Raw genomic sequence first — 26,294 nt, forward strand, 5'->3', positions numbered from 1 at the left:
ATCCCGATCCACCGGTCGATACCTCTTTGCCACCCCAAGATCCTCCCGCTCAAAGGAGATCAACAGGGGGAGGCGCGCGATTTGGCAACAAGCTCATCTCCCTGACGACCGTGACGGCCTGCTGATCACTGCCGGCGGCGTCGTCGCGGCCGCAGCCCGACGGTCGGTGCCTCCGGCCCGGCGAGCGTGTCGGTCCGGGCCGCGGCGCCGGCGTCGTCCTCGGGGTCGGCGTCGTGTCGGCCTCGGGAGGCGGGACGCTCCGCGGGCCGTGCGACCACCCGCATCTCGTGCACCGCCGTCCCCGGCGGACGCGGCGGCTCGACGTCCTCGCCCCCGTCCGCCCGCGACCCCGGCTCGGCCTGCGCAGCGAGGGCGTCCCCCGCTGCCCCCGACGCAGCCGAGGTGACCCTCGCTCCCCCACCCTCCGAGCGCCCCGGCCCGTCCCCCACCACCGGCTGCGAGCCCGTCGCGTGGTCACCCGCGCGCCGGGCCTCGGCCGGGTCGGTCCGGCCGCGCGCGGCGAGCGGCACCGGGCCACGCCGGCGGACCGAGCGCCGGTGCAGCAGGGCCGCGACGACGACGCCCGTCCCGATCAGCGGCACCACCAGTGTCCACCACGTCCCGCCGCGGAAGGAGGCGTTGGCGACGGCGTGCGCCACCGCCACCGGGAAGCACACGTACGAGGTCCAGTGCACGACCAGCCACGCGCGCTTGGACAGGAATCGACGCAGGCTGCTCGAGATCACCACCGCGAGCAGGAGGTCCAGCGCGACCGCCCCGAGCCCGACCGGCCACGGGTTGAACCCGGCGGAACCGGGCACGACGACGTGGTACCAGCGCAACGGGAGGTAGGGCGTCACGATCACCGCCGCGACGTGCAACGCCACGAACACCACGGTGATCAGCGCCAGGTTGCGGTGCAGCGCGACCAGCACGAACCGCGGGAGCGTCTGCCCGGCCCGGCCCGACGTCGTGTTGTGCAGGGCACCGAGGGCGATCACGACGCTCAGCAGCAGGAGCGCGACCAGCCCGAGGGCCCGGGAGACGTTCCAGAGCTCGATCACCGGCGAGCGCTCAGCGGTACTCGGCGGTGGTCACGCGCGGGACGTCGGCGGCGGTCGACGACGCCGAGATGGCCGCGTGCAACCCCACCACCAGCATCGCCGCCGCGACCGTGGTCCAGGCGGTCAGCTCGACGATCGTGCGCTTGTTCTGCTCGTGCTGCACGGCCTTCGTGGTGCGGCGACGGGACACCTCGGACCTCCCTGGACGTGGTCGTCACAGGATGGACGACCACGCAGGGTGACGCCCTCGGGGGCGGTGCCGTGAACGTTCAGCGCGGGCTCAGCCGCTGTGGTCATGCTGGGCGCCATGACGCCGGACGACCACCACGCCCACGACGGGGGCCTGCGGGCCGACCTGCCCCGGCTGCTCGGGCGCCGCCGAGCGATCACCCTCCTCGCGGGCGTCGCGCTCGCCACCGCCTGCGCACCCGGCCGGGGCGAGGGCGGCGGGCCCGGCGGGGCCGTCGAACCGGGGTCGCCCGGCGAGATCCCGCAGGAGACGGCGGGCCCGATCCCCGGCGACGGCACCAACGGGCCGAACGTGCTGCGCGAGGCCGGGGTGGTGCGCCGGGACATCCGGCCGAGCTTCGGCTCGCTCTCCGGTGTCGCCGAGGGCGTCCCGCTGACCCTCGACCTGACGGTCACCTCCGCCGCCACCGGCGCGGCGATCCCCGGGGCCGCGGTGTACGTCTGGCACTGCGACCGCTCGGGCGCCTACTCCCTCTACGACCGCGAGGACCAGAACTACCTCCGCGGCGTGCAGCCCGCCGACGCCGCCGGGCGCGTGGTGTTCACCAGCATCTTCCCGGCGGCCTACGCGGGCCGCTGGCCGCACGTGCACTTCGAGGTCTACCCGGACCTCGCCCGCGCCACGGGCGGCGACGCCGCGATCACCACCTCGCAGCTGGCGTTCCCCGAGGCCGTGTGTCGGCAGGTCTACGCGCTGCCCGGCTACGAGGACAGCGTCGGCAACCTCGCCGACGTGTCGCTGGCGAGCGACGGCGTCTTCGCCGACGGTGCCGGCGCCCAGACGGCGGCGATGAGCGGCGACCCCGCCCGCGGCCTGGTCGCCGCCCTCACCGTCCCGGTGGCGTGAGCGGTCAGGTCAGCAGCGACGCGTCGGCCGGCGAGAGCCGGTCGGTGATCGTGTTCTTCTGGTGCCAGTACGGGTAGAGCAGCGGCATCGCCGAGACCTCGTCGAGGCGACCGACCTCGTCGGAGGTGAGGGCGAGCTCGGCGGCGCCCAGGTTGTCGGCCAGCTGCTCCTCGGTGCGGGCGCCGATCACGAGCGAGGTCACGCCGGGCTTGTGCAGCAGCCACGCGTTGGCCACCTGCGCGACCGAGACGCCGTGGCCGTCGGCGATCTCGGCGGCCACCTCGACGATGTCGTAGAGCCGCTCGCGGTCGTGGACCGGCGGCTCGGACCACTCGCCGAGGTGGCGCGAGGTCTCCGGGTCGTCCTGCCCGCGGCGGAACTTGCCCGACAGCAGGCCGCCCGCGATCGGGCTCCAGACGAGGATGCCGAGACCCTGGTCGATCGACACGGGCACCAGCTCGTTCTCGGCCTCGCGGGCCTGCAGCGTGTAGTGGATCTGCTGGGACACGAAGCGCTGGTACTCCCCGCGCTCGGACACCCCGAGCGCCTTCATGACGTGCCAGGCCGAGTAGTTCGAGCAGCCGATGTAGCGAATCTTGCCCTTGCGGACCAGCGTGTCGAGCGCCTCGAGCGTCTCCTCCAGCGGCGTCTGCCCGTCCCAGCCGTGCAGCTGGTAGAGGTCGATGTGCTCGACACCGAGCCGGCGCAGGCTGTCCTCGCAGCTGCGCACGATGTGCTGGCGCGACGCACCGCCGTCGTTGGGCCCGTCACCCATGGGGAAGCGACACTTGGTGGCGAGCAGCAGGTCGTCGCGGTGGTTCTTCGTCGCCTGGCCGACGATCTCCTCGGACACGCCCGCCGAATACATGTCGGCGGTGTCGACGAGGTTGACTCCGTGGTCGACGCACAGGTCGATCTGGCGCGTCGCGCCCTCGACGTCGGTGGTCCCGAGCGTGGAGAATCCGCCCTTGCCGCCGAAGGTCATCGTGCCCATGGTCATCGTCGAGACCTTCAGCCCCGACCGTCCGAGTGCGCGGTACTCCATGCCGCTCGGTTGCCCCCGCCCGACCGGCCCGGAACGTGAGATGGCCGAAGGACCCCTCCGCTCGATCCACGCGAGCACCGGGGCCCTCCGGCCTCTTCCTGTCGCCCAAGACGGTGCGCAACGTGGTGTCCGCCATCTTCACCGAGCTCCACGTCGCCGACCGCGCCGAGGCGATCGTGCGTGCCCGCGAGGCCGGGCTCGGCCGCGGGACGGGGTGAGTCAGGCCTCCTCGGGCATCGCCAGCGCGACGACGCGGGCGGCCGGACTGCCGGGTCGCGTGCGGACGCCCGCCCGCGCGCCGCGCCCGCGCGTGCGCTGCAGGGCCTCGAGTACGAGGCCGACGCCGGCGCTCGCGAGGTGGCCGACCGCGCGCAGGTCGAGGACCACGTGGTCGCCCACGTCGACGGCGTCGAGCACGGGCTCCCGAGCGCTCGACGCCGCGGCGAGGTCGAGGTCGCCGCGCAGCACGATCCGGCGCCCGGCGGCGTCGTCCTGCACCGTGACCGTCGCCGGGGACCCCGCCGGCGGCGGTGCGGTGTCGTCGGCCGGATCGGTCCCGGATGCGGCGTCGGGCTCGGTGTCGGTGTCGTCCGGGGTCTCGGGCGCGTCGGGCCCGCCGGCCCCGTCGGGGTCGAACAGGAACCGCACGCGCGTGCCGCCGTCGGCCGCCGGGGTCACCTCGGTCTCGCGGGTGAGCTCGCGGACGAGCGTCAGCCCGCGACCGCGGTAGCCCGGGTCGGCGGGGACCGGCCGCCAGGCGCCGTGGTCGCGCACCGAGACCTCGATCGTGCCGTCGGCGCACCGCGCGAGGCGCACGTCGACCACCCCGGGCTCGACGTCCTGGTAGGCGTGCTCGACGGCGTTGGTGGCCGACTCCCCGAGCGCGAGCTGCAGGTCGTCGAGGGCGACCGCGGGCAGGGCCGCGACCCGAGCCCAGCGGGCGACCCGCCGCCGCAGCAGCGAGAGCGACTCGGGCTGCGCCGGCAGGTGCATCTCCAGCGGCGGCGGCAGCAGCCGGGCGACCACGAGGGCGACGTCGTCGGAGCGGCCGCCGAGGTCGGCGAGCAGCGCGCTGGCCAGCGGCTCCGGCCCGGCGTCCCGGTGCCGCTGCGCCGCCTCGGCGAGCCGCGCGAGCCCGTCGTCGAGGGACTCGCCGCGGCGCTCCACGAGCCCGTCGGTGTAGAGCACCAGCGCCGCGCCCGGTTCCAGCGTGGCGACGGCCTCGCCGTGGCCGCGCCGGTCCGGCGGCAGGCCCAGCAGCGGGCCGTGGCCGGCCGGGTCGTCGAGGTAGCGCACGGCCGGCCCGTCCCCGTCGCTCGCGGGCGCCACGAGCAGCGCCGGCAGGTGCCCGGCGCGCGCCCACCGCAGCGCGCCGCTGCGCAGGTCCAGGATCAGGCACATCGCCGTGGACGCCCGCGCGCCGGGGATGCGCGCGGTGAGGCCGTCGAGCAGGCCCAGGGCCTCGGCGGGACCGTGCCCGGCGAGCAGGTAACCGCTCAGCGCCGTACGCAGCTGGCCCATGACCGCCGCCGCGGCCGTGCCCTGCCCGACGACGTCACCCACCGCGACGGCGACGCGGTCGCCGTCGAGCGCCACGACGTCGTACCAGTCGCCGCCGGCCTGTGTGCCCGTGGCGCCGGGGATGTAGCGCACGGCCAGGCCGAGCCGGTCGACGGTGGGCAGGGCCTGGGGCAGCAGGCTGCGTTGCAGGGTGTCGGCGATCTGGTGCTCGGCGCGGTAGAGCCGGGCCCGGTCCAGGGCCATCGCGCACGGCTCGGCCAGCGCCATGAGCGTGTTGCGTTCCGTGCGCGAGATGCGCGCCCGGTCGACCAGGCCGACCTTGATCGCGCCGACCGGGATACCCGCGGCCACGAGCGGCAGCGCCATCGCCCCGCGGACGTCGCTCTCGCGCAGACGCGCCACGATCGCCGGGTCGAGCCTCGAGCCGGCCCGCCCGTCGGCTCCTTCCCCGCCTCCTCCGCCGAGGGACGCGGCGTGGTCGCCGAGGAGCCACAGCGGCTCGCCGCCGTCGACGGCGGCGCCCACCAGCGAGGGTGTCTCCCGTGTCGGGTCGAGGAACGGCGCCTCGGCGTTGCGGGCGACGAGCAGCGCGAGATTCCCGGACTCCGGCTCGTACTCGAACACCGCGACGCGCGAGGTGGACCCGAACAGGGCCTGGAGGTGCTCCACGGCCACCTCGGCCACCTGGGTGGGGGTGGCCGCGGCGGAGAGCTCGGTGGTCGCGCGCTGCAGCAGTGCCAGCCGGTCCGCCGTCGCGCGCTCCTCGGCCAGCAGCAGCGCGTTGTCCAGGGCGAGGGCGGCGCGGTCGGCGACCTCCTCGACGAGCCCGCGGTCGTCGTCGTCCCAGGTCGGGGCCTCGGCGTGACGCTGCAGCGTGAGCACCGCCACGGCTCGGTCGCGCGCCAGCAGCGGCAGCGACAGCGTGGCGCCCGCCGTGACGGGCGCCCGGGTCGTGATGGCCTCGCGCTCCTCCCGGGTGACCGAGTCCGCCGGGGCCGCCGCGGTGCGCCGCGTGGCCGACGAGGAGTTGGCCGGCGGCGTGCCCGGTCCGGCGCCCGGCCCGGCGTCCCACGACGGGACGGCCACGCACCCCCACGCGGGCCGGCCGTCCTCGCCGACCGACCGGACCGTGGCGTGCTCGGCGAGCCCCACGTCCACGAGCACGTGGACGAGGCGCTCGAGGCGGTCGACCATCTCGGGCTCGCCGTCGAGCTCGGCGCCGACGCGGGCGAGCAGCCGGTGGCGATCGGCCTCGAGGGCGCGCGCGTTGACGTCGACGCAGCTGCCGACCCAGCCGGACACGCCCTCCTCGCCCGGCAGCGGGACGGCGTGCTCCACGACGCGGTGGTGGGCCCCGTCGCCGCGGCGCAGGCGGAACTCGATCTCCCAGCCCTCGCCCGCGGCCATCGCCGCCGCCGTGACCTCGTGGTAGCGGTCGCGGTCGTCGGGGTGCAGGCCGTCCTGCCACCCGTCGCCGCGCTCCTCGCCCTCGTCCCGCCCGGTGAACCGCCGCCACCCGGCGTTGTGGAAGGTGCGGCCGCCGTCGGGATCGGCGACCCAGATCATGGCCGGGGCGAGGTCGGCCATCGCGGTGAACCGGTCCTCGGCACGGCGCCGGGCGCGCCCGAGCTGGAGATGGGCGTCGACCCGGGCCCGCAGCTCGGGGGCGGTGAACGGCTTGACGAGGTAGTCGTCGGCGCGGGCCGCGAGGCCCTCCACGGCGGCCTCCTGCCCGGCCCGCGCGGAGAGCAGCAGCACCGGGATCCGCGACGTGCGCTCGTCGTCCCGCAGTGCCGCGAGCATGGATAGGCCGTCGCGCCGGGGCATCATCACGTCGGAGACGACGATCTCGGGCGGGTCGGCCAGCGCGGCCTGCAGCGCCTCCTCGCCGTCCGCCGCGAGGCGGACCTCGTGCTGCGGTGCGAGCAGCCGCTGCAGGTAGGCGCGCATGTCGGCGTTGTCGTCGGCGACGAGGACCCGACCGCCGGCGGCACCCGTCGCGCTCCTGGCTCCGTCGGCCGGAGCGGCCGGCGGGGCGTCCGCGGACTGCTCGGCGTCGGGCAGCCAGCGCAGCGCCTCGGAGACGAAGGACTCCGCCTCGGCCGAGGGCGGCGGCGGGACGTCCGCGGTGTCGTCCGGGTCCTCGGTGACCTGGTCGGCGGGCAGGTGCGCGCGGCCGAACGGCACGCGCACGGTCATCGTGGTGCCGGCGCCGGTCTCGCTCTCGGCGCTCACCTCGCCCCCGTGCAGCGCGACGAGCTCGCGCACCAGGGCCAGGCCGATGCCGCTGCCCTCCCCCGAGCGGGCCCGACCACCCGCGACGCGGTGGAAGCGCTCGAACAGGCGGGGCAGCTCGTCGGCCGGGATCCCGACGCCGGTGTCGGTGACGTGCAGGACCGCCGCGTCGGCCGCCGCCTCCAGCCGCACCGTCACCCGGCCCTCGACGGTGAACTTCAGCGCGTTGGACAGGAGGTTCAGGACGACCTTCTCCCAGGCGTCCCGGTCGACCAGCACCCGCCGCGGCAGCGGTGGGCAGTCGACGACGTACTCCAGCCCGGCGCGCTCCATCGCCGAACGGAACACCCCGGCGAGCTCCGCGGTCGCGGTGGCGAGGTCGATCGGCACGAAGTGGGCCTCGTGCCGTCCGGCCTGCAGCCGCGAGAAGTCGAGCAGGCTGTTGACCAGGCGTCCGAGGCGCTGGCCGTTGCGGTGCACCACCTCGAGCTCGGCGCGCCAGCGCTCCGGGTCGACCTCGTCGGCCGCCCGCAGGTCCTCGACCGGCCCCATGATCAGCGTCAGCGGCGTGCGGAACTCGTGGCTGACGTTGGAGAAGAAGTCGGTCTTGGCGCGATCGAGCTCGGCGAGCGCCTCGGCGCGGCGGCGCTCGGCCTCGTAGCTGCCGGCCCGCGCGAGACCGGCGGCGACCTGCCCGCCCACCAGCTCCAGGAAGCTCGCCATGCGCTCGTCGAGGGGCCGGTGCGGGTTGGCGCCGACGACGAGGACGCCCGCGGTGGACGACCCCGGCCCGCCCTCGGTGCCCTGGCCGGGCGCGGCGGGCAGGGGCACGAGGACGGCGCGCGCCGGCGGGCGGTCCCACGCACCGGACGGGACGTCCGGCCCGCACCGGCTCGCGAGGTCGTCGACGACGGTCGTGCCGGTGGCCCGGTCCAGCGGCCACGGGCCGGCGCCGGGCTCGATCACCTCGGGGGCCGTGGCCGACCCGCGCACCGCACCGGCGCCGGCGGCCAGTCGGGCGGTGCCGGTCTCCTCGTCGAACAGGTAGACCAGCCCGAAGGGCACGTCGCGATCGTTGGCCGCGAGCACGTGCTCGACCGCGCCGAGCACGTCGGCCTGCGAGCGGGCCGTACCCACGGCCGTCGCCAGGTCCCGCAGTGTCGCCATGCGCCGGTCACCGACGACGCGGTCGGTGCTCTCGGTGACCACGCAGAGCAAGCCGCGCACCGCACCTTCGTCGTCGGCGAGCGGGCTGTAGGAGAACGTGTGGTAGGTCTCCTCGGGGTAGCCGCTGCGCTCGAGGAAGAGCAGGAGGTCCTCGTCCCAGGTGGCGACCCCGGTGTCGAGCACCGAGGCGATCCGCGGCTCGATGTCCGGCCAGATCTCCGACCAGATCACCCGGATCGACTTGCCCAGCGCCCACGGGTGCTTCGACTGCAGGGTGTCGCGCCAGTAGGCGTCGTTGTAGAAGACGGTGAGCTCGGGCCCCCACGCCATCCACATGGCGAAGCGGGAGGTCAGCAGCGTGCGCACGGTGGTGCGCAACGGCGTCGGCCACGTGCCGGGCGGCCCGAGGGGCGTCGCTGCCCAGTCGACCTCGGCCATGTCCGCGCCGACCCGTCCACCACCCGCGAAGAGGGCACCCTCGTCCGCCGCGGACTCCGCGCGCATGTCACCGCCTTCGCGTGCACCTCGGTCGGGATGCGTGGCCGTCGTGGTGAGGCCGCCCTCTCCCCGATACCCCATCATCCCGAGCCGATGTCACGCATGCGGCACCGACCCGTCGGGAAGGTTGCGGCCGTGACAGACGAGAGGGCACACGAGTTCGCGGTGTGGGCCCCCGACCGCACGTCGGTCGGCCTGGTCCTGGACGGCCGTACCGAGGCGATGACCGCGGGCGAGGACGGGTGGTGGACGGTGACGGTGCCCGGCGCGGGCCCGGGCACCGACTACGCCTTCTCCCTCGACGGCGGCGAGCCGCTGCCCGACCCGCGGTCGCGCTGGCAGCCGCACGGGGTGCACGCGCCGTCGCGGCTCGTCGAGGTCGAGCCCTCCCCCGCCGACGCGGTCTGGACCGGGCGGTCCCTGCCCGGGTCGGTGATCTACGAGATGCACGTCGGCACGTTCACCCCCGGCGGGACGTTCGCGTCGGCCGAGGAGCGGCTCGACCACCTCGTGGAGCTCGGCGTCGACTTCGTCGAGGTGCTGCCCGTCAACGCCTTCGACGGCACGCGTGGCTGGGGCTACGACGGCGTGCTCTGGTACGCGGTCACCGAGAACTACGGCGGGCCGGCGGCGTTCCGCCGCTTCGTCGACGCCTGCCACGCCCGCGGACTGGGCGTCGTGCTCGACGTCGTCTACAACCACCTGGGGCCGTCCGGGGCCTACCTCGACCGCTTCGGGCCGTACTTCCTCGGCGAGAACGTGTGGGGGCCCTCGCTCAACCTCGACGGGCCGGGCTCGGACACCGTGCGGGCCTACATCCTCGACAACGTCACGATGTGGCTGCGCGACTACGGCGTCGACGCCCTGCGCCTCGACGCGGTGCACGCCCTGCGCGACGCGCGGGCCACCCACCTGCTCGAGGAGATGGCCCAGCACGTGCAGACGCTCTCGGCGCACCTGCGCCGCCCGTTGACGCTGATCGCGGAGTCCGACCTCAACGACCCGCGATTGATCACGCCGCGCGAGGCGGGCGGCTACGGGCTGGACGCGCAGTGGTGCGACGACATCCACCACGCACTGCACTCCTCGCTCACCGGGGAGACGCAGGGCTACTACGTCGACTTCGGATCCCTCGACGTGCTCGCGGGCGTGCTGCGCCACCCGTTCCACCACGCCGGGACGTGGTCGACGTTCCGCGGGCGCACGCACGGCCGGCCCGTCGACGTGCTCACCATCCCGGGCCACCGGTTCCTGGCCTACCTGCAGGACCACGACCAGGTGGGCAACCGCGCCGCCGGCGACCGGCTCGCCGCGTCGCTCTCGCCCGGGCTGCTGGCGTGCGGGGCCGCGCTGGTGTTGTGCTCGCCCTACACGCCGATGCTGTTCATGGGCGAGGAGTGGGGCGCCCGCACACCGTGGGCGTTCTTCGTGGGCTTCGAGGACCCGGAGCTGCAGGCCGCGGTGCGCGAGGGGCGTCGCTCGGAGTTCGCCGAGCACGGATGGGGCGCCTCCGACGTGCCCGACCCGACGGCCCCGTCGACGTTCGAGGACTCGCGGCTGGACTGGTCGGAGCCCGATCGCGAGCCCCACGCCTGGCTGCTCGCGGTGCACCGGGACCTCATCGCCCTGCGCCGCGCCCACCCCGAGCTCACCGACCCGCACCTCGACCGCGTGCACGTCGACCACGACCCCGGGGCCCGCACGCTCGTCGTGCACCGGGGGACGTTGCGGCTGGCGGTCAACCTCGGCGACGGGCCGGCGACGCTGCCCGTCGCCGCGCGCGAGGTGCTCTGCGCCCCCTCGGGCGTCGAGACCGCCCCCGACACCCTGACCCTCCCGCCGGAGTCCTTTGCGCTGACGCGCGTGTGAGCGCTTTCCCGTGCCTGGGCACGGGAGAGCGCGCACACGCTCGCTAGAGCAAAGGGACGAACGAGACGGGCATGAGCCGTTCGGTCTCGCCGCCGCGGCGCATCCGGACGAGGTCGCCGTGGCGGCCGTGCCCGACGGGGCAGACGAGCACGCCGTCGTCGGTGAGCTGCTCGAGCAGCGCGGCGGGCACCTCGCCCTCGGCCATCGCGGCCACCGAGATCGCGTCGAACGGTGCCCGGTCCGGCGCGCCGAGCCGCCCGTCGCCGCACCGCACCTCGACGTCGTGGCCCGTCGCGGCCAGGGCGTCGCGGGCGGCGGCGGCGAGCGCGGGGTGGTACTCGATCGCCAGCACCTCCCGGGCGCAGCGCGAGAGCACCGCCGCGGCGTAGCCACTGCCGGCGCCCACCTCGAGGACGCGCTCGCGGCCGGTGAGCTCCAGCGCCGCGGCCATCGCGGCGACGATCGCCGGCGCCGAGATCGTCTGGCCGGACGCGATCGGCAGAGGCCCCTGACCGTAGGCTTCCCCGGCGAGGTGCGCGGGCACGAACCGGTGACGCGGTACCACGGCCATCGCCGCCCACACCCGCTCGTCGCCGACCCCTTGGCGGCGCAGCTCGGCGACCATCGCCGCGCGTCGCCGGTCGTGGTCGGTCATGCCCGGATTCGTACCCGATGCCGCGCCCGCAGCACACGGTCCTCAGGGCCGCAGGCGCTCCAGATCCGCGGCGAGCTCCTCAGCCGGCACGGGCAGGACCGTCGGCGGCAGGACCACGGGGCTGCCGAGCCGCCCCGCCTGCGCTCGACCGACGCGTGCCCGCGCCGGGCTCGTGCGGGCCAACACCGCCTCGGGGTCGCGGACCCCGATGACGAGCATCCCGCCGCCGCGCCCGGGCAGGACCTCGATCGTCCCGATCTCCGACCACGGCAGGAAGCCGGCCGCCACCACGGACCCGCCGTCGTCGACGCCGTCGGGTGTCGCCACGAGCAGGGCGCGTCCCTTCACCAGGCGCAGCAGCGCCCGGATCGCGCCGACCCCGAAGAACGCGAGGAGCACGACACCGAGCACGACGTTCCCCGCGCCGCCCGAGACCAGCAGCCACACCCCGGCGGCGACGCCCACCACGCTCATCGCCAGCGTGGCCATCGGGGCGGCGCGGGGCGCGCGGACCTCGATGCGGTCGGGCTCGCGGGAGATCGCCGGGCTCACGCGCACCACCGCTGGTGCTCGGCACGCAGGTCCCGGTCGGCGACGGCGACAAGCCCGGCGGCGCGGGCGCGGGCGAGCGTGCGCGCGGTCGCGTCCTCGTCGGCCACGCCGGACGGCAGCCACACCGCGGCGCCCCCGGCCGCGGCGACCTCGTCGACCACGCCGTCCCAGGCCGCCGGGGCCCGGAAGACGACGACCAGGTCGGGAGGGGGCACGTCGGCGAGCGCCGGCGCGCACAGCCGCCCGAGCGTCTCGACGACGTGGGGGTTCACCAGGTCGACGACCCAGGCCGTGCGGTCGAGCAGGTAGGCCGCGAGCCGGAAGCTGGGGCGGGTGAAGCGGTCGGACACGCCGAGCACCGCCACGCGCTCGACGCGCGTGAGCAGCGCGCCGACCGCGGCGTCGTCCAGCACCCCGGTCCCCACGTGTCTCATCCTCCCGCACGTGCGTGATCTTCTGAGCTATAGCTCAGAAGATCACGCACGTAGCGCCCGGGTTGCGCCCCACCGGGCCGGTGGCGAAGGTCGGCGGGTGGCCACGGTCGACCTGCCCTCACCGCGCACCCGCACCGCGAGCCCGGAGGAGGCGCTCGCCCGCGACCTGGCCGCGCGGGTGGACGGCGAGGTCCGGTTCGACGCCGGCTCCCGGGCCGCCTACGCCGTCGACGCGTCGAACTACCGCCAGGTGCCGATCGGCGTCGTCGTCCCGCGCTCGATCGACGCCGGGGTCGAGGCGCTGGCGGTCTGCCGCGAGCACGACGTCCCGGTGCTCTCGCGCGGCGGCGGGACGAGCCTCGCCGGGCAGTGCTGCAACGCCGCCGTGGTGATCGACTGGTCCAAGTACTGCACCCGCCTGGTCTCGGTCGACGCCGACGCCCGCACCTGCGTCGTCGAGCCCGGGATCAAGCTCGACGACCTCAACGCCGCCCTGCCCGGCCCGCTGATCTACGGCCCGAAGCCCGCCACCCACGTCAGCTGCACGCTCGGCGGGATGATCGGCAACAACTCCTGCGGCTCGACCGCGCAGGTCTTCGGCAAGGTCGCCGACAACGTGCGACGCCTCGAGGTGCTGACCTACGACGGCCTGCGGATGTGGGTCGGGCCGACGTCGGAGGAGGAGTACGCGGCGATCCATGCCGCCGGCGGGCGGCGCGCCGAGATCTACCGGGGCCTGCGGGCGATCGCCTCCGACCACGCCGCCCTGGTCGCCGAGCGCTTCCCCGACATCCCCCGGCGCGTGTCGGGCTACAACCTCGACGACCTGGTGCCGGGCCCGGACGCCGACGGTACCGGGTTCGACCTCGCCCGCGCGCTGGTCGGGTCCGAGTCGACCCTGGTGACGGTGCTGCACGCCGAGCTGGACCTCGTCACCGAGGCCCGGCACACCGCCATGGTGGTGCTCGGCTTCGACGACGTCGTCGCCGCCGCGCGCTGCGTGCCGGCGATCCTGCCGCACGCCCCGCACTTCCTGGAGTCGATCGACCGCGTCATCGTCGAGTTCGAGCGGGCCAAGGGCGTGCACTAGCGCGCGATGGCCGCGATGCCGCCGGGACACAGCTGGCTCATGGTCCAGATCCGCGACGACGACCCCGAGCGGGTCGCGGAGCGCGCGCGGGCGCTGGCCGACGCGCTGGGGGGGACCTGCTCGATCCTCACCGTCACCGACCCCGCCGCGCAGGCCGAGCTCTTCGGCATCCGGGAGTCCGCGCTCGCCGTCTCCGCCCGCGATCCCCGCACAGGGCAGGACAATTACGAGGGCTGGGAGGACGCGGCCCTGCCCACCGACCGTCTCGCGGACTACCTCGCGGAGTGGGTGGCGCTCGTCGAGGAGTACGGCTTCACCGAGGGCACCGCGATCTACGGGCACTTCGGACACGGGTGCATCCACACACGCATCCCGTTCGACCTCGGCTCGGCGGCGGGAATCGCGGCCTACCGGTCGTTCATGGAGCGCTCGGCGGACCTGTGCGTGGAGTACGGCGGGTCGCTGTCGGGCGAGCACGGCGACGGCCAGTCGCGCGGCGAGCTCCTCGAGCGGATGTACGGCCCGGAGCTGGTGGCCGCGTTCGAGTCGGTGAAGGCGCTCTTCGATCCCCGCAACCGGATGAACCCGGGCAAGCTCGTCCGCCCGAACCGCCTCGACGAGCACCTGCACGTCGGCGCCGACTACTCGCCCGCCGACCCGGCGTCGGCGTTCGCCTACCCGTCCGATGACGGCCGTTTCACCCGCGCCGTCGAGCGCTGCATCGGGGTCGGCCGGTGCCGAGCGACCGATGGTGCTGGCGGGATGGTCATGTGCCCCTCGTACCGCGTCACCGGCGAGGAGCACCACTCCACGCGGGGTCGCGCGCGGCTGCTGTGGGAGATGCTGCGCGGCCACGCCGACTCGCCGATCCGCTCCGGCTGGCGCTCGACCGAGGTCCGCGACGCGCTGGACCTGTGCCTGGCGTGCAAGGGCTGCCTGTCCGGCTGCCCGGTCAACGTCGACATGGCCACCTACAAGGCCGAGTTCCTGCACCACCACTATGAGGGTCGGCCGTGGCGCCGCCCGCGCTCGCACCTGTCGATGGGCTGGCTGCCCGCCCTCGCCCGGGTCGCGTCACCGCTCGCGCCGCTGGTCAACCGCCTGACGTCGTCGCGGGCCGCGGGCCTGCTCCAGCGCGCCGGCGGCATCGACGCCCGCCGTGCGATCCCGACGTTCGCCACCCCGCGGTTCGCGCACTGGTACCGCGCCCGCGGGCCCTTCCCGCAGGGCGGCACGGCGACGCGCGGCGAGGTGCTGCTCTGGCCGGACACGTTCACCGAGTTCCTGCACCCCCGCGCGGGCGCCGACGCGGTGCGGGTGCTGGAGGCCGCGGGTTTCACCGTCCGCGTGCCCGACCGGGAGCTCTGCTGCGGGCTGACCTGGGTGACGACGGGCCAGCTCGACGTCGCCGCCCGGGTGCTGGGCCGGACGCTGGACGCGCTCGCCCCGGCCGTGGGCGACGGGATGCCGATCGTCGGCCTCGAGCCCAGCTGCACCGCGGTGTTCACCGACGACGCGCCCAACCTGCTGCCCGGCCCCCGCGCCGACGCGATCGCGGCGGCGACGACGACGCTGGGGCGTCTGCTGGCCGAGCGCGCGCCCGACTGGACCCCGCCGGGGCTGGACGGGCGCGAGGTGATCGTCCAGCAGCACTGCCACCAGCACGCCACCGGCGGCTACGGTGCCGAGACCGCGGTGCTGGAGCGGGCGGGCGCGCGGGTGGAGGTGCTCGACTCGGGGTGCTGCGGGCTGGCCGGCAACTTCGGGTTCGAGCAGGGGCACTACGAGGTGTCGGTGGCCTGCGGCGAGCAGGTGCTGCTGCCCCGTGTGCGTGCCGCCGACGCCGCCACCGCCGTCGTCGCCGACGGCTTCTCCTGCCGCACCCAGATCGACCAGCTCACCGCACGCCGCGGCGACCACCTCGCCTCGCTCCTCGCCGCCGGCCTCCCCGACGACGAGCCCCTCCCCTGGTGACCTACGTGCGTGATCTTCTGAGCTATAGCTCAGAAGATCACGCACGTAGGGCGGCGCGCAGGCGGTCGAGGGCCTCGGCGAGGACGGGGCGGGCCATGGCGAGGTTGAGGCGCACGCCCCCACGGCCGGCCTCGCCGCAGGCGGCGCCGTCGGTCATGACCACGCCCGCCTCGCGGGCGAAGAACGCCGATGGGGGCTCGCCGAGCCCGAGGCCGCGGGCGTCGAGCCACGCCAGGTAGGTGCCGTCGGGCACGATGACGTCGAGACCGGGCAGGTCGGTCCCGGCGAGCAGGGCACGGTTGCCCTCGAGGTAGGCCAGCACCTCGTCGAGCCAGGCGCCGCCCTCCCGGTACGCCGCGGTCGTCGCCAGCACCCCCGGCGTCGCCGTGCCGTGCTCGGCGAGGTAGCCGGTGGCCGCCCAGTGCGCCGCGTCGGCCTCGTTGGACAGGATCACCTGGCCGCACTTGAGCCCCGGGGTGTTCCAGGCCTTCGACGCCGAGGTCGCCGTGACCGTGTGCGCCGCGGCGGCGTCGGACGTGGCCGCGTAGGGCCGGTGCCGGGCGCCGCCGAAGGTCAGCGGTGCGTGGATCTCGTCGGCGAACACACGCGCGCCGTGGCGCTCGACGACCTCGGTCACCTCCGCGAGCTCGGCGTCGGAGAACACGCGGCCGGTCGGGTTGTGGGGATTGGTGAGCACGAGCAGCCCCGCCCCCGCGGCGAACGCCCGGTCGATCGCGTCCAGGTCGAGCACGAACCGCCCGCCCACCCAGGGCATCGGCGTCTGGACGAGCTCCCGGTCGATCATCCCGGGCACGGTGAGGAAGGGCATGTAGGCCGGCGTCGGCAGCACGATCGCGCTGCCCGGGCGGCTGAAGTGCCGGACGGTGGCGGTGAAGGCGGTGAGCACGTCGGGCACGGGGCGCACCCTCGCGGGGTCGGGCGCCCACCCGAACCGCTCGCCCCAGAAGGCCGCGCACGCCGCGGCCATGTCGGCCACCCACGCGTCCGGCAGGTAGCCGAACCGCGAGCCCTCGGCGCACGCCCGCACCGCGTCGGCGACGGCCTCGGCCACCGGGTAGTCCATCTCCGCGACGAACGCGCCGATCAGGCCGTGCCGACCGTCCGGCCCGTGCCACTCCCCCGGGGTCGACCACTTCCACGACCCGCCGGCACGCATGTGCTCGGCGGTGAGGGCGTCGAAGCGGTGGCTCGCCGGACCCGCAGTGGTCACGAGCCGCGTCAACGGCTGTCCTCGCCGATCTTGTGCACGCGCAGCAGGTTGGTCTTGCCGACCGTGCCCGGCGGCGAGCCGGACACGATCACCACCAGTTCGCCCGCGGCGAAGCGCCCGATCTCCAGCAGCGACGCGTCGACCTGGCGGATCATCGCGTCGGTGGTGTCGGCCCACGGCACGAGGAACGTCTCGACGCCCCAGCTGAGCGCGAGCTGGCTGCGCACCTCGGGGATCGGGGTGAACGCCAGCACCGGCAGCCGCGTGTGCAGGCGCGCGAGACGGCGCACCGTGTCGCCGGTGCGCGTGAACGCCACCAGCGCCCGGGCGTTGAGCCGCTCGCCGATGTCGCGGGCCGCGGTGGTGACGACGCCGCGCTGGGTGCGCGGGACGTGCTGGATGGGCGGCACCGACGCCGGCCCGACCTCGACCGCGGCGACGATGCGGGACATCGTCTGGACCGTCTCGATCGGGTAGGAGCCGACGCTGGTCTCCCCCGAGAGCATCACCGCGTCGGCGCCGTCGAGCACCGCGTTGGCGACGTCGGAGGCCTCGGCCCGCGTCGGCCGGAAGTTGTGGATCATCGACTCGAGCATCTGCGTGGCGACGACCACCGGCTTGGCGTTCTCGCGCGCGATCTGCACCGCCCGCTTCTGCACCAGCGGCACGTCCTCGAGCGCGAGCTCGACGCCCAGGTCGCCCCGGGCCACCATGACCGCGTCGAAGGCGAGCACGATCGCCTCGAGCGCGTCGACGGCCTCCGGCTTCTCCAGCTTCGCGATCACCGGGAGCCGCGCGCCGTACTCGTCCATGATCTTGTGGACCAGCTCGGCGTCCGCCGGCGAGCGCACGAACGACAGCGCGATCATGTCGACGCGCAGCCCCAGCGCGAAGCGCAGGTCGGCTTCGTCCTTGTCGCTCATCGCCGGCACGGACACCGCGGTGTGCGGCAGCGAGATGCCCTTGTGGTCGGAGACGCGCCCGCCCTCGAGCACCCGGGCGACGACGTCGCGGCCCTCCACCGCGGTCACCTCGAGGGCGACGTTGCCGTCGTCGACCAGCAGCGACTCCCCGACGCGGCAGTCGTCGGCGAGGCCGGAGTAGGTGGTGGAGACCCGGTCGTGGGTGCCCTCGACGTCCTCGGTGGTGATGCGGACGGTCTCGCCCGTCGCCCAGGTCTGCGGGCCGTCGCGGAACGTCCCCAGGCGGATCTTCGGACCCTGGAGGTCGGCGAGGACACCGACCGCGCGACCCTCGGCGTCGGCCGCCTCGCGAACGAGGCGGTAGACCCGTTCGTGCTCCGCGTGGCTGCCGTGGCTGAAGTTGAGGCGGGCGACGTCCATGCCGGCACGGACGAGGTCGCGGGTGGCCTCGGGTGACGACGTCGCCGGCCCGAGCGTGCACACGATCTTGGCTCGTCGGCTCACCCGGCCATGCTAGGCGGTCCTGCACCGATCCAGCGACGCCGCCGCGAGGCCGATCCACGCTCGGCGCGCGGGACTACGGTGGTCCGATGGCCGCGTCGTCCACCCCCGCCGACCCCGCCGAGGGTCACGAGGACGGCGGCGCGCCCGGGCGGGAGCCGCCACGGGATGTCGGTGACCTGCCCGGAGCGACCGTGCGCCCGCTGCGCCGGTGGGAGGTGCCGGTTGCGCTGGAGATCGCCAGCGGCCTGGCCTGGCGGGTGCTGCTGATCGCGGCGGCGGGCGCGGTCGTGGTCTACGTCATGGGCCTGCTCTCGGCGGTCCTCGTGCCGGTGGTGCTCGCCGTCATCGCGGCGTCCCTGCTGGCTCCCGAGGCCCACGCGCTCTCCCGGCGCTTCCGGGGCGTGCCGCACGCACTGGCGACGGCCCTCGTGCTCGTCGCCGGCATCGCCGTCGTCGGCGGGGTGTTCTACGGCGTCGTGCTCGCGTTCATCTCCGGGCTGCCGGACCTGACCACCCAGCTCACCGCGAGCCTCACCGCCATCCAGGAGTGGCTGCGGACCGGGCCGCTGCGGCTGGGCAACGAGCAGTTCACCGCCATCGGCAACCAGGCGATCGCCTACCTGCAGTCCAGCCAGGCCGCGCTCGCGTCCAGCGCGATCGGCGCCGTGGGCACGGTCGGCGAACTGTTCGCCGAGATGCTGCTGACCCTCTTCACGCTCATCTTCTTCATCTACAACGGCAGGGTCGTCTGGCGCTTCGTGCTCGCGGGCGTGCCGCAGGCCGCCCGCGACCGGGCCGACGTCGCCGGCCGCCGGGCGTTCGCGTCCCTCGTCGGCTACACCCGCGCGACGATCCTCGTCGCGGCCGCCGACGCGATCACCGCCGGCGTCGGGCTGTGGCTCATCGGCGTCCCCCTGGTCGTCCCGCTGGCGGCGCTGATCTTCTTCGGGGCCTTCGTGCCCACGCTGGGCGCCGTGGTGTCCGGCGTCGTCGCGGTCCTCGTCGCGCTGGTCAGCGGCGGGCTCACCGACGCGCTGCTCGTCGTCGCCCTGCTGCTGCTGGTGCAGAACCTCGAGGGCTACATCCTCCAGCCCCTCCTGCTCGGGCGGTCGATCAAGCTGCACCCGCTCGCGGTCGTGCTGCCGATCGCCTGTGGCCTGGTCCTCTACGGCGTCCCCGGCGCGCTGCTGGCGGTGCCGCTGGTGACGGTGGTCGACGCCGGCGTCCGGTCCCTGGTGCGCCCGTCCGACGCGGACCTCGACCCGGCGACCGTCGACCCGCTCGACCCGCACTCCGCCCGCCCGGAGTGGCTGGGCGGCGACGCCTCGCCCTCCCCTCTCCGGGGCCGCCTCGCCGGCCTCATCCGCAGGCGCGACGCCTGACCCGGACGGCGCCGGCTAGCTGGCCGACGTCACCCGGTACACGTCGTAGACGCCCTCGACGTTGCGCACGGCCTTGAGCACGTGGCCCAGGTGCTTGGGGTCGCCCATCTCGAAGGAGAACCGGCTGACCGCGACGCGGTCGCGCGAGGTCGTGACCGACGCGGACAGGATGTTGACCTTCTCGTCCGCGAGGACCTTGGTGATGTCGGAGAGCAGGCGGTGCCGGTCGAGCGCCTCGGCCTGGATGGCGACGAGGAACAGCGCGCTCGACGAGGACGCCCAGTGCACGTTGACCAGGCGGTCGGGCTCGCTGCGCAGGTCGTCGGCGTTGGTGCAGTCGGTGCGGTGCACGCTGACCCCGCCGCCGCGGGTGACGAAGCCGAGGATGCCGTCGCCGGGCACCGGCGTGCAGCACCGGGCCAGCTTGATCCACACGTCGGACGAGTCGGCCGCCTCACCCTCCATGTCGTCGATGACGACACCGACGTCGCCGGTGCCCCTCCGGCGCTGGACGGTCGACGGGGTGGCCCGGTCGGCGAGCTCCTCCTCGTTCTGCTCGACGCCGCCGAGCAGCGCGACGAGGCGCTGGACGACGTGGCGGGCCGACACGTGGTGCTCGCCGACGGCGGCGTAGAGGGCCGAGACGTCCTGGTAGCGCAGCTCGTGGGCCAGCGCCGTCATCGAGTCGGCGGACACGAGGCGCTGCAACGGCAGGCCGGTGCGCCGCGCCTCTCGGGTGATGGCCTCCTTGCCGCCCTCGATCGCCTCCTCGCGGCGCTCCTTGGCGAACCACTGCTTGATCTTCTGCTTGGCCCGCGGGGAGGCGACGAACGCCAGCCAGTCGCGCGACGGCCCGGCGCTCTCGGCCTTCGAGGTGAAGATCTCGACGACCTCGCCGTTCTCGAGCTCGCGCTCGAGGGCGACCAGCCGGCCGTTGACGCGGCTGCCGATGCACTTGTTGCCGACCTCGGTGTGCACCGCGTAGGCGAAGTCGACCGGCGTGGAGCCGCTGGGCAGCGTGATGACGTCGCCCTTGGGCGTGAACACGAAGATCTCGCGGGTGGCGAGGTCGTAGCGCAGGGACTCGAGGAACTCGCCGGGGTCGGCGGCCTCGCGCTGCCAGTCGAGGAGCTGGCGCATCCAGGCCATCTCGTCGAGCTCGAGCGTCCCGTCGCCCGAACCGCCACCCTTCTCGGCGTGCTTGTGGGCGGCCCCGCTGTTCCTGGTCTCCTTGTAGCGCCAGTGCGCCGCGATGCCGTACTCGGCGGTGCGGTGCATCTCGTGGGTGCGGATCTGCACCTCGAGCGGCTGCCCGTCCGGCCCGATCACGGTGGTGTGCAGCGACTGGTAGACCCCGAACCGCGGCTGGGCGATGTAGTCCTTGAACCGCCCGGGCATCGGCTGCCACAGCGCGTGGACCATGCCCATCGCCGCGTAGCAGTCGCGCACGTCCTCGACGAGCACCCGCACGCCCACCAGGTCGTGGATGTCGTCGAAGTCCTTCCCCTTGACGATCATCTTCTGGTAGATCGAGTAGTAGTGCTTCGGTCGACCGAGCACCTCGGCCTTGATCCGCGCCTCGGTGAGCTGGCCGGACACCTCGTCGATCACGGTGCGCAGGTAGGTGTCGCGGCTGGGCGCGCGGTCGGCGACGAGGCGGACGATCTCGTCGTAGCGCTTGGGGTGCAGGATCGCGAACGCGAGGTCCTCGAGCTCCCACTTGACCGTCGACATCCCCAGCCGGTGGGCCAGCGGGGCGAGCACCTCGAGGGTCTCGCGGGCCTTCTTGGCCTGCTTCTCCGGCTTGAGGAAGCGCATCGTGCGCATGTTGTGCAGCCGGTCGGCCAGCTTGATGACGAGCACGCGCGGGTCGCGGGCCATCGCCACGACCATCTTGCGGATCGTCTCGGCCTCCGCGGCCGCGCCGAGCTGGACCTTGTCGAGCTTGGTGACGCCGTCCACCAGGTGGGCCACCTCGGCCCCGAAGTCTGCCGAGAGCTTGTCCAGCGCGTAGTCGGTGTCCTCGACGGTGTCGTGCAGCAGCGCCGCGACCAGCGTCGTGGTGTCCATCCCGAGCTCGCCGAGGATGGTCGCCACGGCCAGCGGGTGTGTGATGTAGGGGTCGCCGCTCTTGCGCATCTGCCCGTCGTGGAAGCGCTCGGCGGTGTCGTAGGCCCGCTGGAGCGTGGCCATGTCGGCCGACGGGTGCAGCTCGCGGTGGACGGCGGCGAGCGGCTCGAGCACCGGCTTGACGACCCCGGAGCGCTGGGCGGTGATGCGCCGCGCGATGCGGGCCCGGACCCGGCGGGTGGCCGACGGCGGACGGGTGGTGCTGACCGGCGGGGTCGGCGAGAGGCCGGCGGCCCGGAGGACCGCGTCCTCGCGCGCGGAGCCGTTGGCGGACGCCTCGGACCCGGCACCCGACGACGAGCCCGGATCGGGCCGGGAGCCCGGCTCCGTGGCGGTCGGCGTGCCGGTGGCGTCGACGTCCTGGCTCACGCGTCGTCCCCTCCCCTCCGGACGAGCCGCGGGCCCGCGCCCGCCGCCGTCCGGAATCCATCCAGCGTATCTCCGCGGGCGCGACGTGTCCGGTCGGTCGGGTCCCGATCGGACGATCGGTCGCCCGCGATCGGTACGCGTGGATGGTGCCCGCACCACGACCTCGTCACACCGGGCCGCGCGACGGGCGGTCCGGCGGCCGGTCGTCCGGAGCCCGGGGAGCGGACGAGCGGTCGCGGCGGCCGGGACGGGTCAGCGCGCGAGCAGGGCGTGGACGCGGTGGTCGTCCAGGCGGGAACGGCCGTCGAGCGCGGGGAGCTCGAGCACGACCGAGACGCCGGCCACCGTCGCCCCCTCGCCCTCGACCAGCGCGCACGCCGCGGCCGCCGTGCCGCCGGTGGCCAGGACGTCGTCGACGAGCAGCGCCCGCGTCCCCGGGTGCAGGACACCGCGAGGCAGCTCGAGCACCGCCGACCCGTACTCGAGGTCGTAGGACTCGCGCGCCGCGACCGCGGGCAGCTTGCCCTCCTTGCGCACCGCGACGACGCCCACGCCCAGCGCGTGCGCGACCGCGGCGCCCAACAGGAACCCGCGGGCCTCGATCCCGACGACGACGTCGGCGCCCTCACCCTCGCGTGCAGGTGCCCCGAGCAGCCGCGTGGTGGCGGCGAGCCCCGGCCCGTCGGCGAGCAGCGCGGTGAGGTCCCAGAAGCGGATCCCGGGCGTCGGGAAGTCGGGGACGTCGCGCAGGAGGCCGGCGACGAGATCGAGGTCGGCGGTGTCCGTGCCGGGCGCGGTCACCGGCGGCGCTTCCCCGACGGCCGCGCGCCCTTGCCGGACGGGCGTGCCCCGGGCCGGGGCGCCGACCGGGCCCCCCGGTCCGCCCCGGCCGCGCGGGCGCCCCCGGTCCGGGCCCCGGCCGTCGCGACCTCGCGGGTGTCGAGGACATCGGTGGCCGGACCGGTGGCCGATACCGCACCGTCCGCCGCGTCCTCGGATCCGCCCGCGGCGCGGCGGGCGGCCTTGGCCCGGCGCGCGGCGACCTTCTCGGCCTGCTGGGCCCACCGCCGGTCGCGCATCGCGAGGTCGGCGACGATCGGCGTCGCGAGCAGCACCGACGACGCGGCCCCGACGACGGTGCCGACGAGCTGGACGAGCGCGAGGTCGCCGAGCACGCCGACCCCGAGCAGCACGACACCGACGACGAACAGCCCCATGAGCGGGAGCGCGGCGATCAGTGACGTGTTGAGCGAGCGCATGAGTGTCTGGTTGACCGCGAGGTTCGCGGCCTCGGCGTACGTGCGCCGCGTCAGCCCGAGCAGCCCGCGGGTGTTCTCGCGGACCTTGTCGAACACGACGACCGTGTCGTAGAGCGAGAACCCGAGGATGGTCAACAGGCCGATCACCGTGGCCGGCGAGACCTCGAAGCCCACGAGCGAGTAGACGCCTGCGGTGATGATGATGTCGTTGGCCAGCGCCACCATCGCCGCGAACGCCATCCGTCGCTCGAAGTAGAACGACAGGTAGATCGTCACGAGCACGAGGAACACCGCGAGCGCGATGAGCGCCTGCTGCGTGATCTCGCCGCCCCAGCTCGCGCTGACCGCACTGTCGGAGATCGCGTTCGGATCCGGCGCGCCCGACGCACCGAGTGGCTGGAACCGTTCGAACAGCGCCTCGCGCAGCGTGACGACCTGCCCGATGTCGAGGCTCTCGGAGCGGATGAGCACCGTGGCGGTGTCGCCCTGGCCCGCGGTCTGCACCGAGGTGGGCGGGAAGCCCAGCGCGTCGGTGTAGGTCTGCTCGACCTCCTGGGTCGCGATCGGCCCGGTGGCCCCGGTGGCCGGCATCTGGACGCTCGTGCCGCCCTCGAAGTCGATGCCGAAGTTGAAGCCCCGGATGATCATCGACAGGACGCAGATGACGATCGCGGCGCCGAAGATCGCGTACCAGGTCCGCTTCCGGCCGACGATGTCCAGGCCGCCGTTGCCGCGGTAGAGCATCTCGAGCCGGCTGCGCTTCGCCGGTCGACGGCGGTCGGTGGAATCGTCGTCGGTGTGGTCGTCCGTCGGGTCGTCCCGGACCTCGTCCGCGGGCGCGTCCACGGACTCGTCGGCGGGACGGTCGTCATCGAGGACGTCCTCGTCGAGACGGTCGTCCGCGGGCCGGTCGTCCCGGTCCTGCGCGCGGCGCCGGCCGGTGGGGCGGGTCATCGCGCACCCCCGCGTCCGGCGCGACCACGGGCCGACCCGGTGCCGCTGCCCGTGCCGGTGCCCGCACCCCTGCCCGTGCCGTTGCCCGCACCGGCGGGCGCCGGACGGCGTCCCCCGGGACGCGGCGGGCCGGGCGCGCCCGGGCGACGCCCGTGGCGCACCGCCTCGCCGAGGCCCGACCACGCCGGGCTGGAGAACAGGCGGGAGTTGGACGCCAGCGCCAGGAGCGGGTGGGTCACGAGGAACACCACGATGAGGTCGAGGACGGTGGACATGCCCAGGGTGAAGGCGAAGCCCTTGACCTGGCCGACGGCGAGCACGTAGAGCACGACCGCGGCGAGGAAGCTCACGGCGTCCGCGGACAGGATCGTCCGCCGTGCTCGCAACCACCCGCGGGGCACCGCCGAACGGAAGCTGCGGCCCTCGCGGACCTCGTCCTTGATCCGTTCGAAGAAGACGACGAAGGAGTCCGCCGTGATGCCGATCGCGACGATGAACCCCGCGACCCCGGCGAGGTCGAGCGTGAACCCGATGCCGCGTCCGAGCAGGACGAGCACGGCGTAGACGACCAGCCCGGACAGGATCAGCGACAGGATCGTCAGCACGCCGAGGGCGCGGTAGTAGAACAGCGAGTAGGCGAACACCAGGATCAGGCCGACGACGCCGGCGATGAGCCCGGCCTGCAGCGAGGCCAGCCCCAGCGTCGCCGACACGGTCTGTGCCTCGGAGACGTCGAACGACAGCGGCAGGGAGCCGTAGCGCAGGATGTTGGCGAAGTCGGTGGCCGACTCCTGGTTGAAGTTGCCGGAGATCTGGGCCTGGCCGTCCAGCAGGGGCTGCACGATGCGCAGCGCCGACACCACCTGCGAGTCGAGCACGACCGCGTTCAGGTTGTTGACGTTCGCGCTGGTGTAGTCGGCCCAGGTGCTCGCGGCCTCGCTCTTGAACGCCAGGTTGATGACCCAGCCGACGCCCTGCGGGTTGGGGTTCGGGGTGGCGCTGGCGACGTCGGTGCCCGAGAGGATCGCCGGACCCAGGAGGTACTTCTCGGTGCCCTCGCGGTTGCAGGTGACCAACGGCCGGGTCGGGTCGTCGTAGCCGCGCAGCGGATCCTCGACGGAGCAGTCCAGGGCCAGCGCGGCCTGCTCCTGCACCGCCGGGTCCTCGCTCTGGCGCAGCGCCTTGGCCTCGGCGATGGCCTGGGCCTGCCGGGGGTCGGCGGACGTGCCCGGGTCGCCCGGTGGCGGCGCCGGCACGGGCGGCTGGGCCGGCTGCCCGGCCTCGGACGCGGCGATCGGTGTGCTCTGGCCCGCCGGTGACTGGCCGGGCGTCCCGGCCCCCGTCCCCCCGCCCGGGGCCGGCGCGGTGGCCCCTGGCTGGCCCGGCGCGCCCGGCTGGGGGCCGGCCGGGATCGGGCCGCCGATGACCGGGCGGAAGAACAACCGGGCGGTCTGCCCGAGCGAGCGCGCCTGGTCGCCCTCCTCGCCGGGCACGGTGATGACGAGGTTGGAGCCGTCCTGCACGACCTCGGCTCCGCTGACGCCGAGCCCGTTGACGCGCTGGTCGATGATCTGCCGCGCGAGATCGAGCTGGTCGGGCGTCGGCGCCGCACCCGTCTCCGTGCGCGCCGTGAGCGTCACCCGCGTGCCGCCCTGCAGGTCGATGCCGAGCTTCGGCGTCGGCGACCCGTCCCCGGTGAAGAACACCAGCCCGTACAGCGTCGCCACGATCACCACGAAGGCGGCGAGGTAGCGCCCTGGCCGGAAGCGGACGGTCGGAGGGGCCACGCTGCGTTGCTCCAGTTGCTCGGGTGGGTCAGCCGGGGAGGGGCTCGTCGCGAGGGTAGGCGCCGGGCCCGACGGCCCCGGCGGCGCCCTGCCCCGGGAACGTCAGGACGAGCGCGGGCGGGACACGGTGTCCTTCGTGTCCGCCGTGGCGTCCTTCGTCGTGTCCGTGGCGTCCGTCGTGTTCGTCGCCGGGGCCTCGACGCCCGGCGTCGAGGCGGTGGGCACCGAGGACCCGGGCACCACGTCGTCGTCGACCTCCTCGACGGCGTCCTCGGCCACCAGCTTCTCGCGCACCGCGGCGCGAAGCCACGTCGTGACGACGTCCGGGGCGATCTCGAGGTCGATGGTGCGCTCGTCGTCGACGTCGACCACCGTGCCGCTGATGCCCGACGTCATGACGACGACGTCGCCGACGTGGAGGCTGTTCTGCAGGTCCTTCTGCTGGTTCTCCTGCTTCTTGCGCTGCCGGCTGGACATGAACACCAGACCGATCATGAACAGGATGAGCAGGGGGAAGATCAGGTCCATCGTTCTCCGATCACCGAGCGGGCGCGG

At 74.6% G+C, this 26,294-nt stretch carries 19 protein-coding genes and 1 pseudogene; 6 read left to right on the forward strand and 14 right to left on the reverse strand.

All coding sequences use genetic code 11. The annotated features are described in order from the left end of the window. Nucleotides 1–125: 125 nt before the first annotated feature. Nucleotides 126–1,064, reverse strand: coding sequence for a ferric reductase-like transmembrane domain-containing protein (locus C8D89_RS27365; protein ID WP_116711313.1), 939 nt, complete (start codon nucleotides 1,062–1,064; stop codon nucleotides 126–128). A gap of 10 nt (nucleotides 1,065–1,074) precedes the next feature. After that, on the reverse strand, nucleotides 1,075–1,254 hold the full coding sequence (locus tag C8D89_RS27370) for a hypothetical protein (RefSeq protein ID WP_116711314.1): 180 nt from the start codon (nucleotides 1,252–1,254) through the stop codon (nucleotides 1,075–1,077). A gap of 117 nt (nucleotides 1,255–1,371) precedes the next feature. Here C8D89_RS27370 and C8D89_RS27375 point away from each other — a divergent pair, with 117 nt between their 5' ends. Beyond that, nucleotides 1,372–2,160 (forward strand): intradiol ring-cleavage dioxygenase, encoded by a 789-nt coding sequence (locus C8D89_RS27375; RefSeq protein ID WP_116711342.1) that lies wholly within the window; start codon nucleotides 1,372–1,374, stop codon nucleotides 2,158–2,160. 4 nt (nucleotides 2,161–2,164) lie between these two features. On the opposite strand, the gene C8D89_RS27380 is transcribed toward C8D89_RS27375, so the two are convergent. Beyond that, a complete protein-coding gene (locus C8D89_RS27380) occupies nucleotides 2,165–3,205 on the reverse strand; it encodes an aldo/keto reductase (RefSeq protein WP_116711315.1) in 1,041 nt (346 codons plus the stop codon). Between the two features lie 86 nt (nucleotides 3,206–3,291). Here C8D89_RS27380 and C8D89_RS27385 point away from each other — a divergent pair. Then, a pseudogene (locus C8D89_RS27385) lies at nucleotides 3,292–3,423 on the forward strand (DNA-binding response regulator); the annotation flags it as partial. Nucleotide 3,424: 1 nt separating this feature from the next. On the opposite strand, the gene C8D89_RS27390 reads toward C8D89_RS27385, so the two are convergent. Continuing rightward, nucleotides 3,425–8,632 carry an ATP-binding protein gene (locus tag C8D89_RS27390; protein ID WP_116711316.1) on the reverse strand — a complete coding sequence of 1,736 codons (5,208 nt, stop codon included), beginning with the start codon at nucleotides 8,630–8,632 and terminating at the stop codon, nucleotides 3,425–3,427. Between the two features lie 129 nt (nucleotides 8,633–8,761). Here C8D89_RS27390 and treZ point away from each other — a divergent pair, with 129 nt between their 5' ends. Beyond that, nucleotides 8,762–10,495 (forward strand): malto-oligosyltrehalose trehalohydrolase, encoded by a 1,734-nt coding sequence (treZ, locus tag C8D89_RS27395; RefSeq protein ID WP_243418427.1) that lies wholly within the window; start codon nucleotides 8,762–8,764, stop codon nucleotides 10,493–10,495. A 43-nt stretch (nucleotides 10,496–10,538) separates the two neighbouring features. Here the strand turns inward: treZ and C8D89_RS27400 are convergent, their stop codons facing one another. Genes C8D89_RS27400 through C8D89_RS27410 form a run of 3 tightly spaced genes read right to left on the reverse strand, consistent with a single transcriptional unit; the run spans nucleotide 10,539 to nucleotide 12,127 of the window. Next, nucleotides 10,539–11,150, reverse strand: a complete 612-nt coding sequence (locus C8D89_RS27400) for a protein-L-isoaspartate(D-aspartate) O-methyltransferase (protein WP_116711318.1) — start codon at nucleotides 11,148–11,150, stop codon at nucleotides 10,539–10,541. 42 nt (nucleotides 11,151–11,192) lie between these two features. After that, on the reverse strand, nucleotides 11,193–11,702 hold the full coding sequence (locus C8D89_RS27405; RefSeq protein WP_133252089.1) for an STM3941 family protein: 510 nt from the start codon (nucleotides 11,700–11,702) through the stop codon (nucleotides 11,193–11,195). Next, nucleotides 11,699–12,127, reverse strand: coding sequence for a CoA-binding protein (locus tag C8D89_RS27410; RefSeq protein WP_165825971.1), 429 nt, complete (start codon nucleotides 12,125–12,127; stop codon nucleotides 11,699–11,701). Before C8D89_RS27410 ends, C8D89_RS27405 begins: the two co-directional genes overlap by 4 nt. Before the next feature lie 106 nt (nucleotides 12,128–12,233). On the opposite strand from C8D89_RS27410, the gene C8D89_RS31020 reads away from it, so the two are divergent. Continuing rightward, nucleotides 12,234–13,226 carry an FAD-binding oxidoreductase gene (locus C8D89_RS31020; protein ID WP_341477339.1) on the forward strand — a complete coding sequence of 331 codons (993 nt, stop codon included), beginning with the start codon at nucleotides 12,234–12,236 and terminating at the stop codon, nucleotides 13,224–13,226. 6 nt (nucleotides 13,227–13,232) lie between these two features. After that, the gene (locus tag C8D89_RS27415; protein WP_341477340.1) at nucleotides 13,233–15,200 is read left to right on the forward strand and encodes an FAD-binding and (Fe-S)-binding domain-containing protein; all 1,968 of its coding nucleotides are present in this window, start codon (nucleotides 13,233–13,235) and stop codon (nucleotides 15,198–15,200) included. Nucleotides 15,201–15,237: 37 nt separating this feature from the next. Here the strand turns inward: C8D89_RS27415 and C8D89_RS27420 are convergent, their stop codons facing one another. Together C8D89_RS27420 and pyk are read right to left on the reverse strand one after the other, a co-directional pair. Next, on the reverse strand, nucleotides 15,238–16,443 hold the full coding sequence (locus C8D89_RS27420) for a MalY/PatB family protein (RefSeq protein ID WP_243418428.1): 1,206 nt from the start codon (nucleotides 16,441–16,443) through the stop codon (nucleotides 15,238–15,240). Continuing rightward, on the reverse strand, nucleotides 16,440–17,858 hold the full coding sequence (gene pyk, locus C8D89_RS27425; RefSeq protein WP_116711321.1) for a pyruvate kinase: 1,419 nt from the start codon (nucleotides 17,856–17,858) through the stop codon (nucleotides 16,440–16,442). The genes C8D89_RS27420 and pyk overlap by 4 nt, the downstream gene beginning before the upstream one ends. 86 nt (nucleotides 17,859–17,944) lie before the next feature. On the opposite strand from pyk, the gene C8D89_RS27430 reads away from it, so the two are divergent. Continuing rightward, nucleotides 17,945–19,240: an AI-2E family transporter gene (locus C8D89_RS27430; protein WP_116711322.1), complete on the forward strand. Its 1,296-nt coding sequence runs from the start codon at nucleotides 17,945–17,947 to the stop codon at nucleotides 19,238–19,240. A gap of 15 nt (nucleotides 19,241–19,255) precedes the next feature. Here C8D89_RS27430 and C8D89_RS27435 read toward each other — a convergent pair whose 3' ends face one another. The 5 genes from C8D89_RS27435 to yajC all read right to left on the reverse strand — a co-directional run bounded on the left by C8D89_RS27435 (nucleotide 19,256) and on the right by yajC (nucleotide 26,267). Beyond that, nucleotides 19,256–21,739 (reverse strand): RelA/SpoT family protein, encoded by a 2,484-nt coding sequence (locus C8D89_RS27435; RefSeq protein ID WP_243418429.1) that lies wholly within the window; start codon nucleotides 21,737–21,739, stop codon nucleotides 19,256–19,258. A 252-nt stretch (nucleotides 21,740–21,991) separates the two neighbouring features. Further along, nucleotides 21,992–22,540: an adenine phosphoribosyltransferase gene (locus C8D89_RS27440; protein ID WP_243418430.1), complete on the reverse strand. Its 549-nt coding sequence runs from the start codon at nucleotides 22,538–22,540 to the stop codon at nucleotides 21,992–21,994. Then, a complete protein-coding gene (secF, locus tag C8D89_RS27445) occupies nucleotides 22,537–23,952 on the reverse strand; it encodes a protein translocase subunit SecF (RefSeq protein ID WP_116711323.1) in 1,416 nt (471 codons plus the stop codon). The genes C8D89_RS27440 and secF overlap by 4 nt, the downstream gene beginning before the upstream one ends. Next, nucleotides 23,949–25,739 (reverse strand): protein translocase subunit SecD, encoded by a 1,791-nt coding sequence (secD, locus tag C8D89_RS27450; RefSeq protein ID WP_116711324.1) that lies wholly within the window; start codon nucleotides 25,737–25,739, stop codon nucleotides 23,949–23,951. The genes secF and secD overlap by 4 nt, the downstream gene beginning before the upstream one ends. Before the next feature lie 102 nt (nucleotides 25,740–25,841). Beyond that, nucleotides 25,842–26,267, reverse strand: coding sequence for a preprotein translocase subunit YajC (gene yajC / locus C8D89_RS27455; RefSeq protein ID WP_116711325.1), 426 nt, complete (start codon nucleotides 26,265–26,267; stop codon nucleotides 25,842–25,844). Nucleotides 26,268–26,294: the final 27 nt, after the last annotated feature.

It is taken from the genome of Actinomycetospora cinnamomea, from assembly GCF_003096675.1.
Classification (GTDB): Bacteria; Actinomycetota; Actinomycetes; order Mycobacteriales; family Pseudonocardiaceae; genus Actinomycetospora; species Actinomycetospora cinnamomea.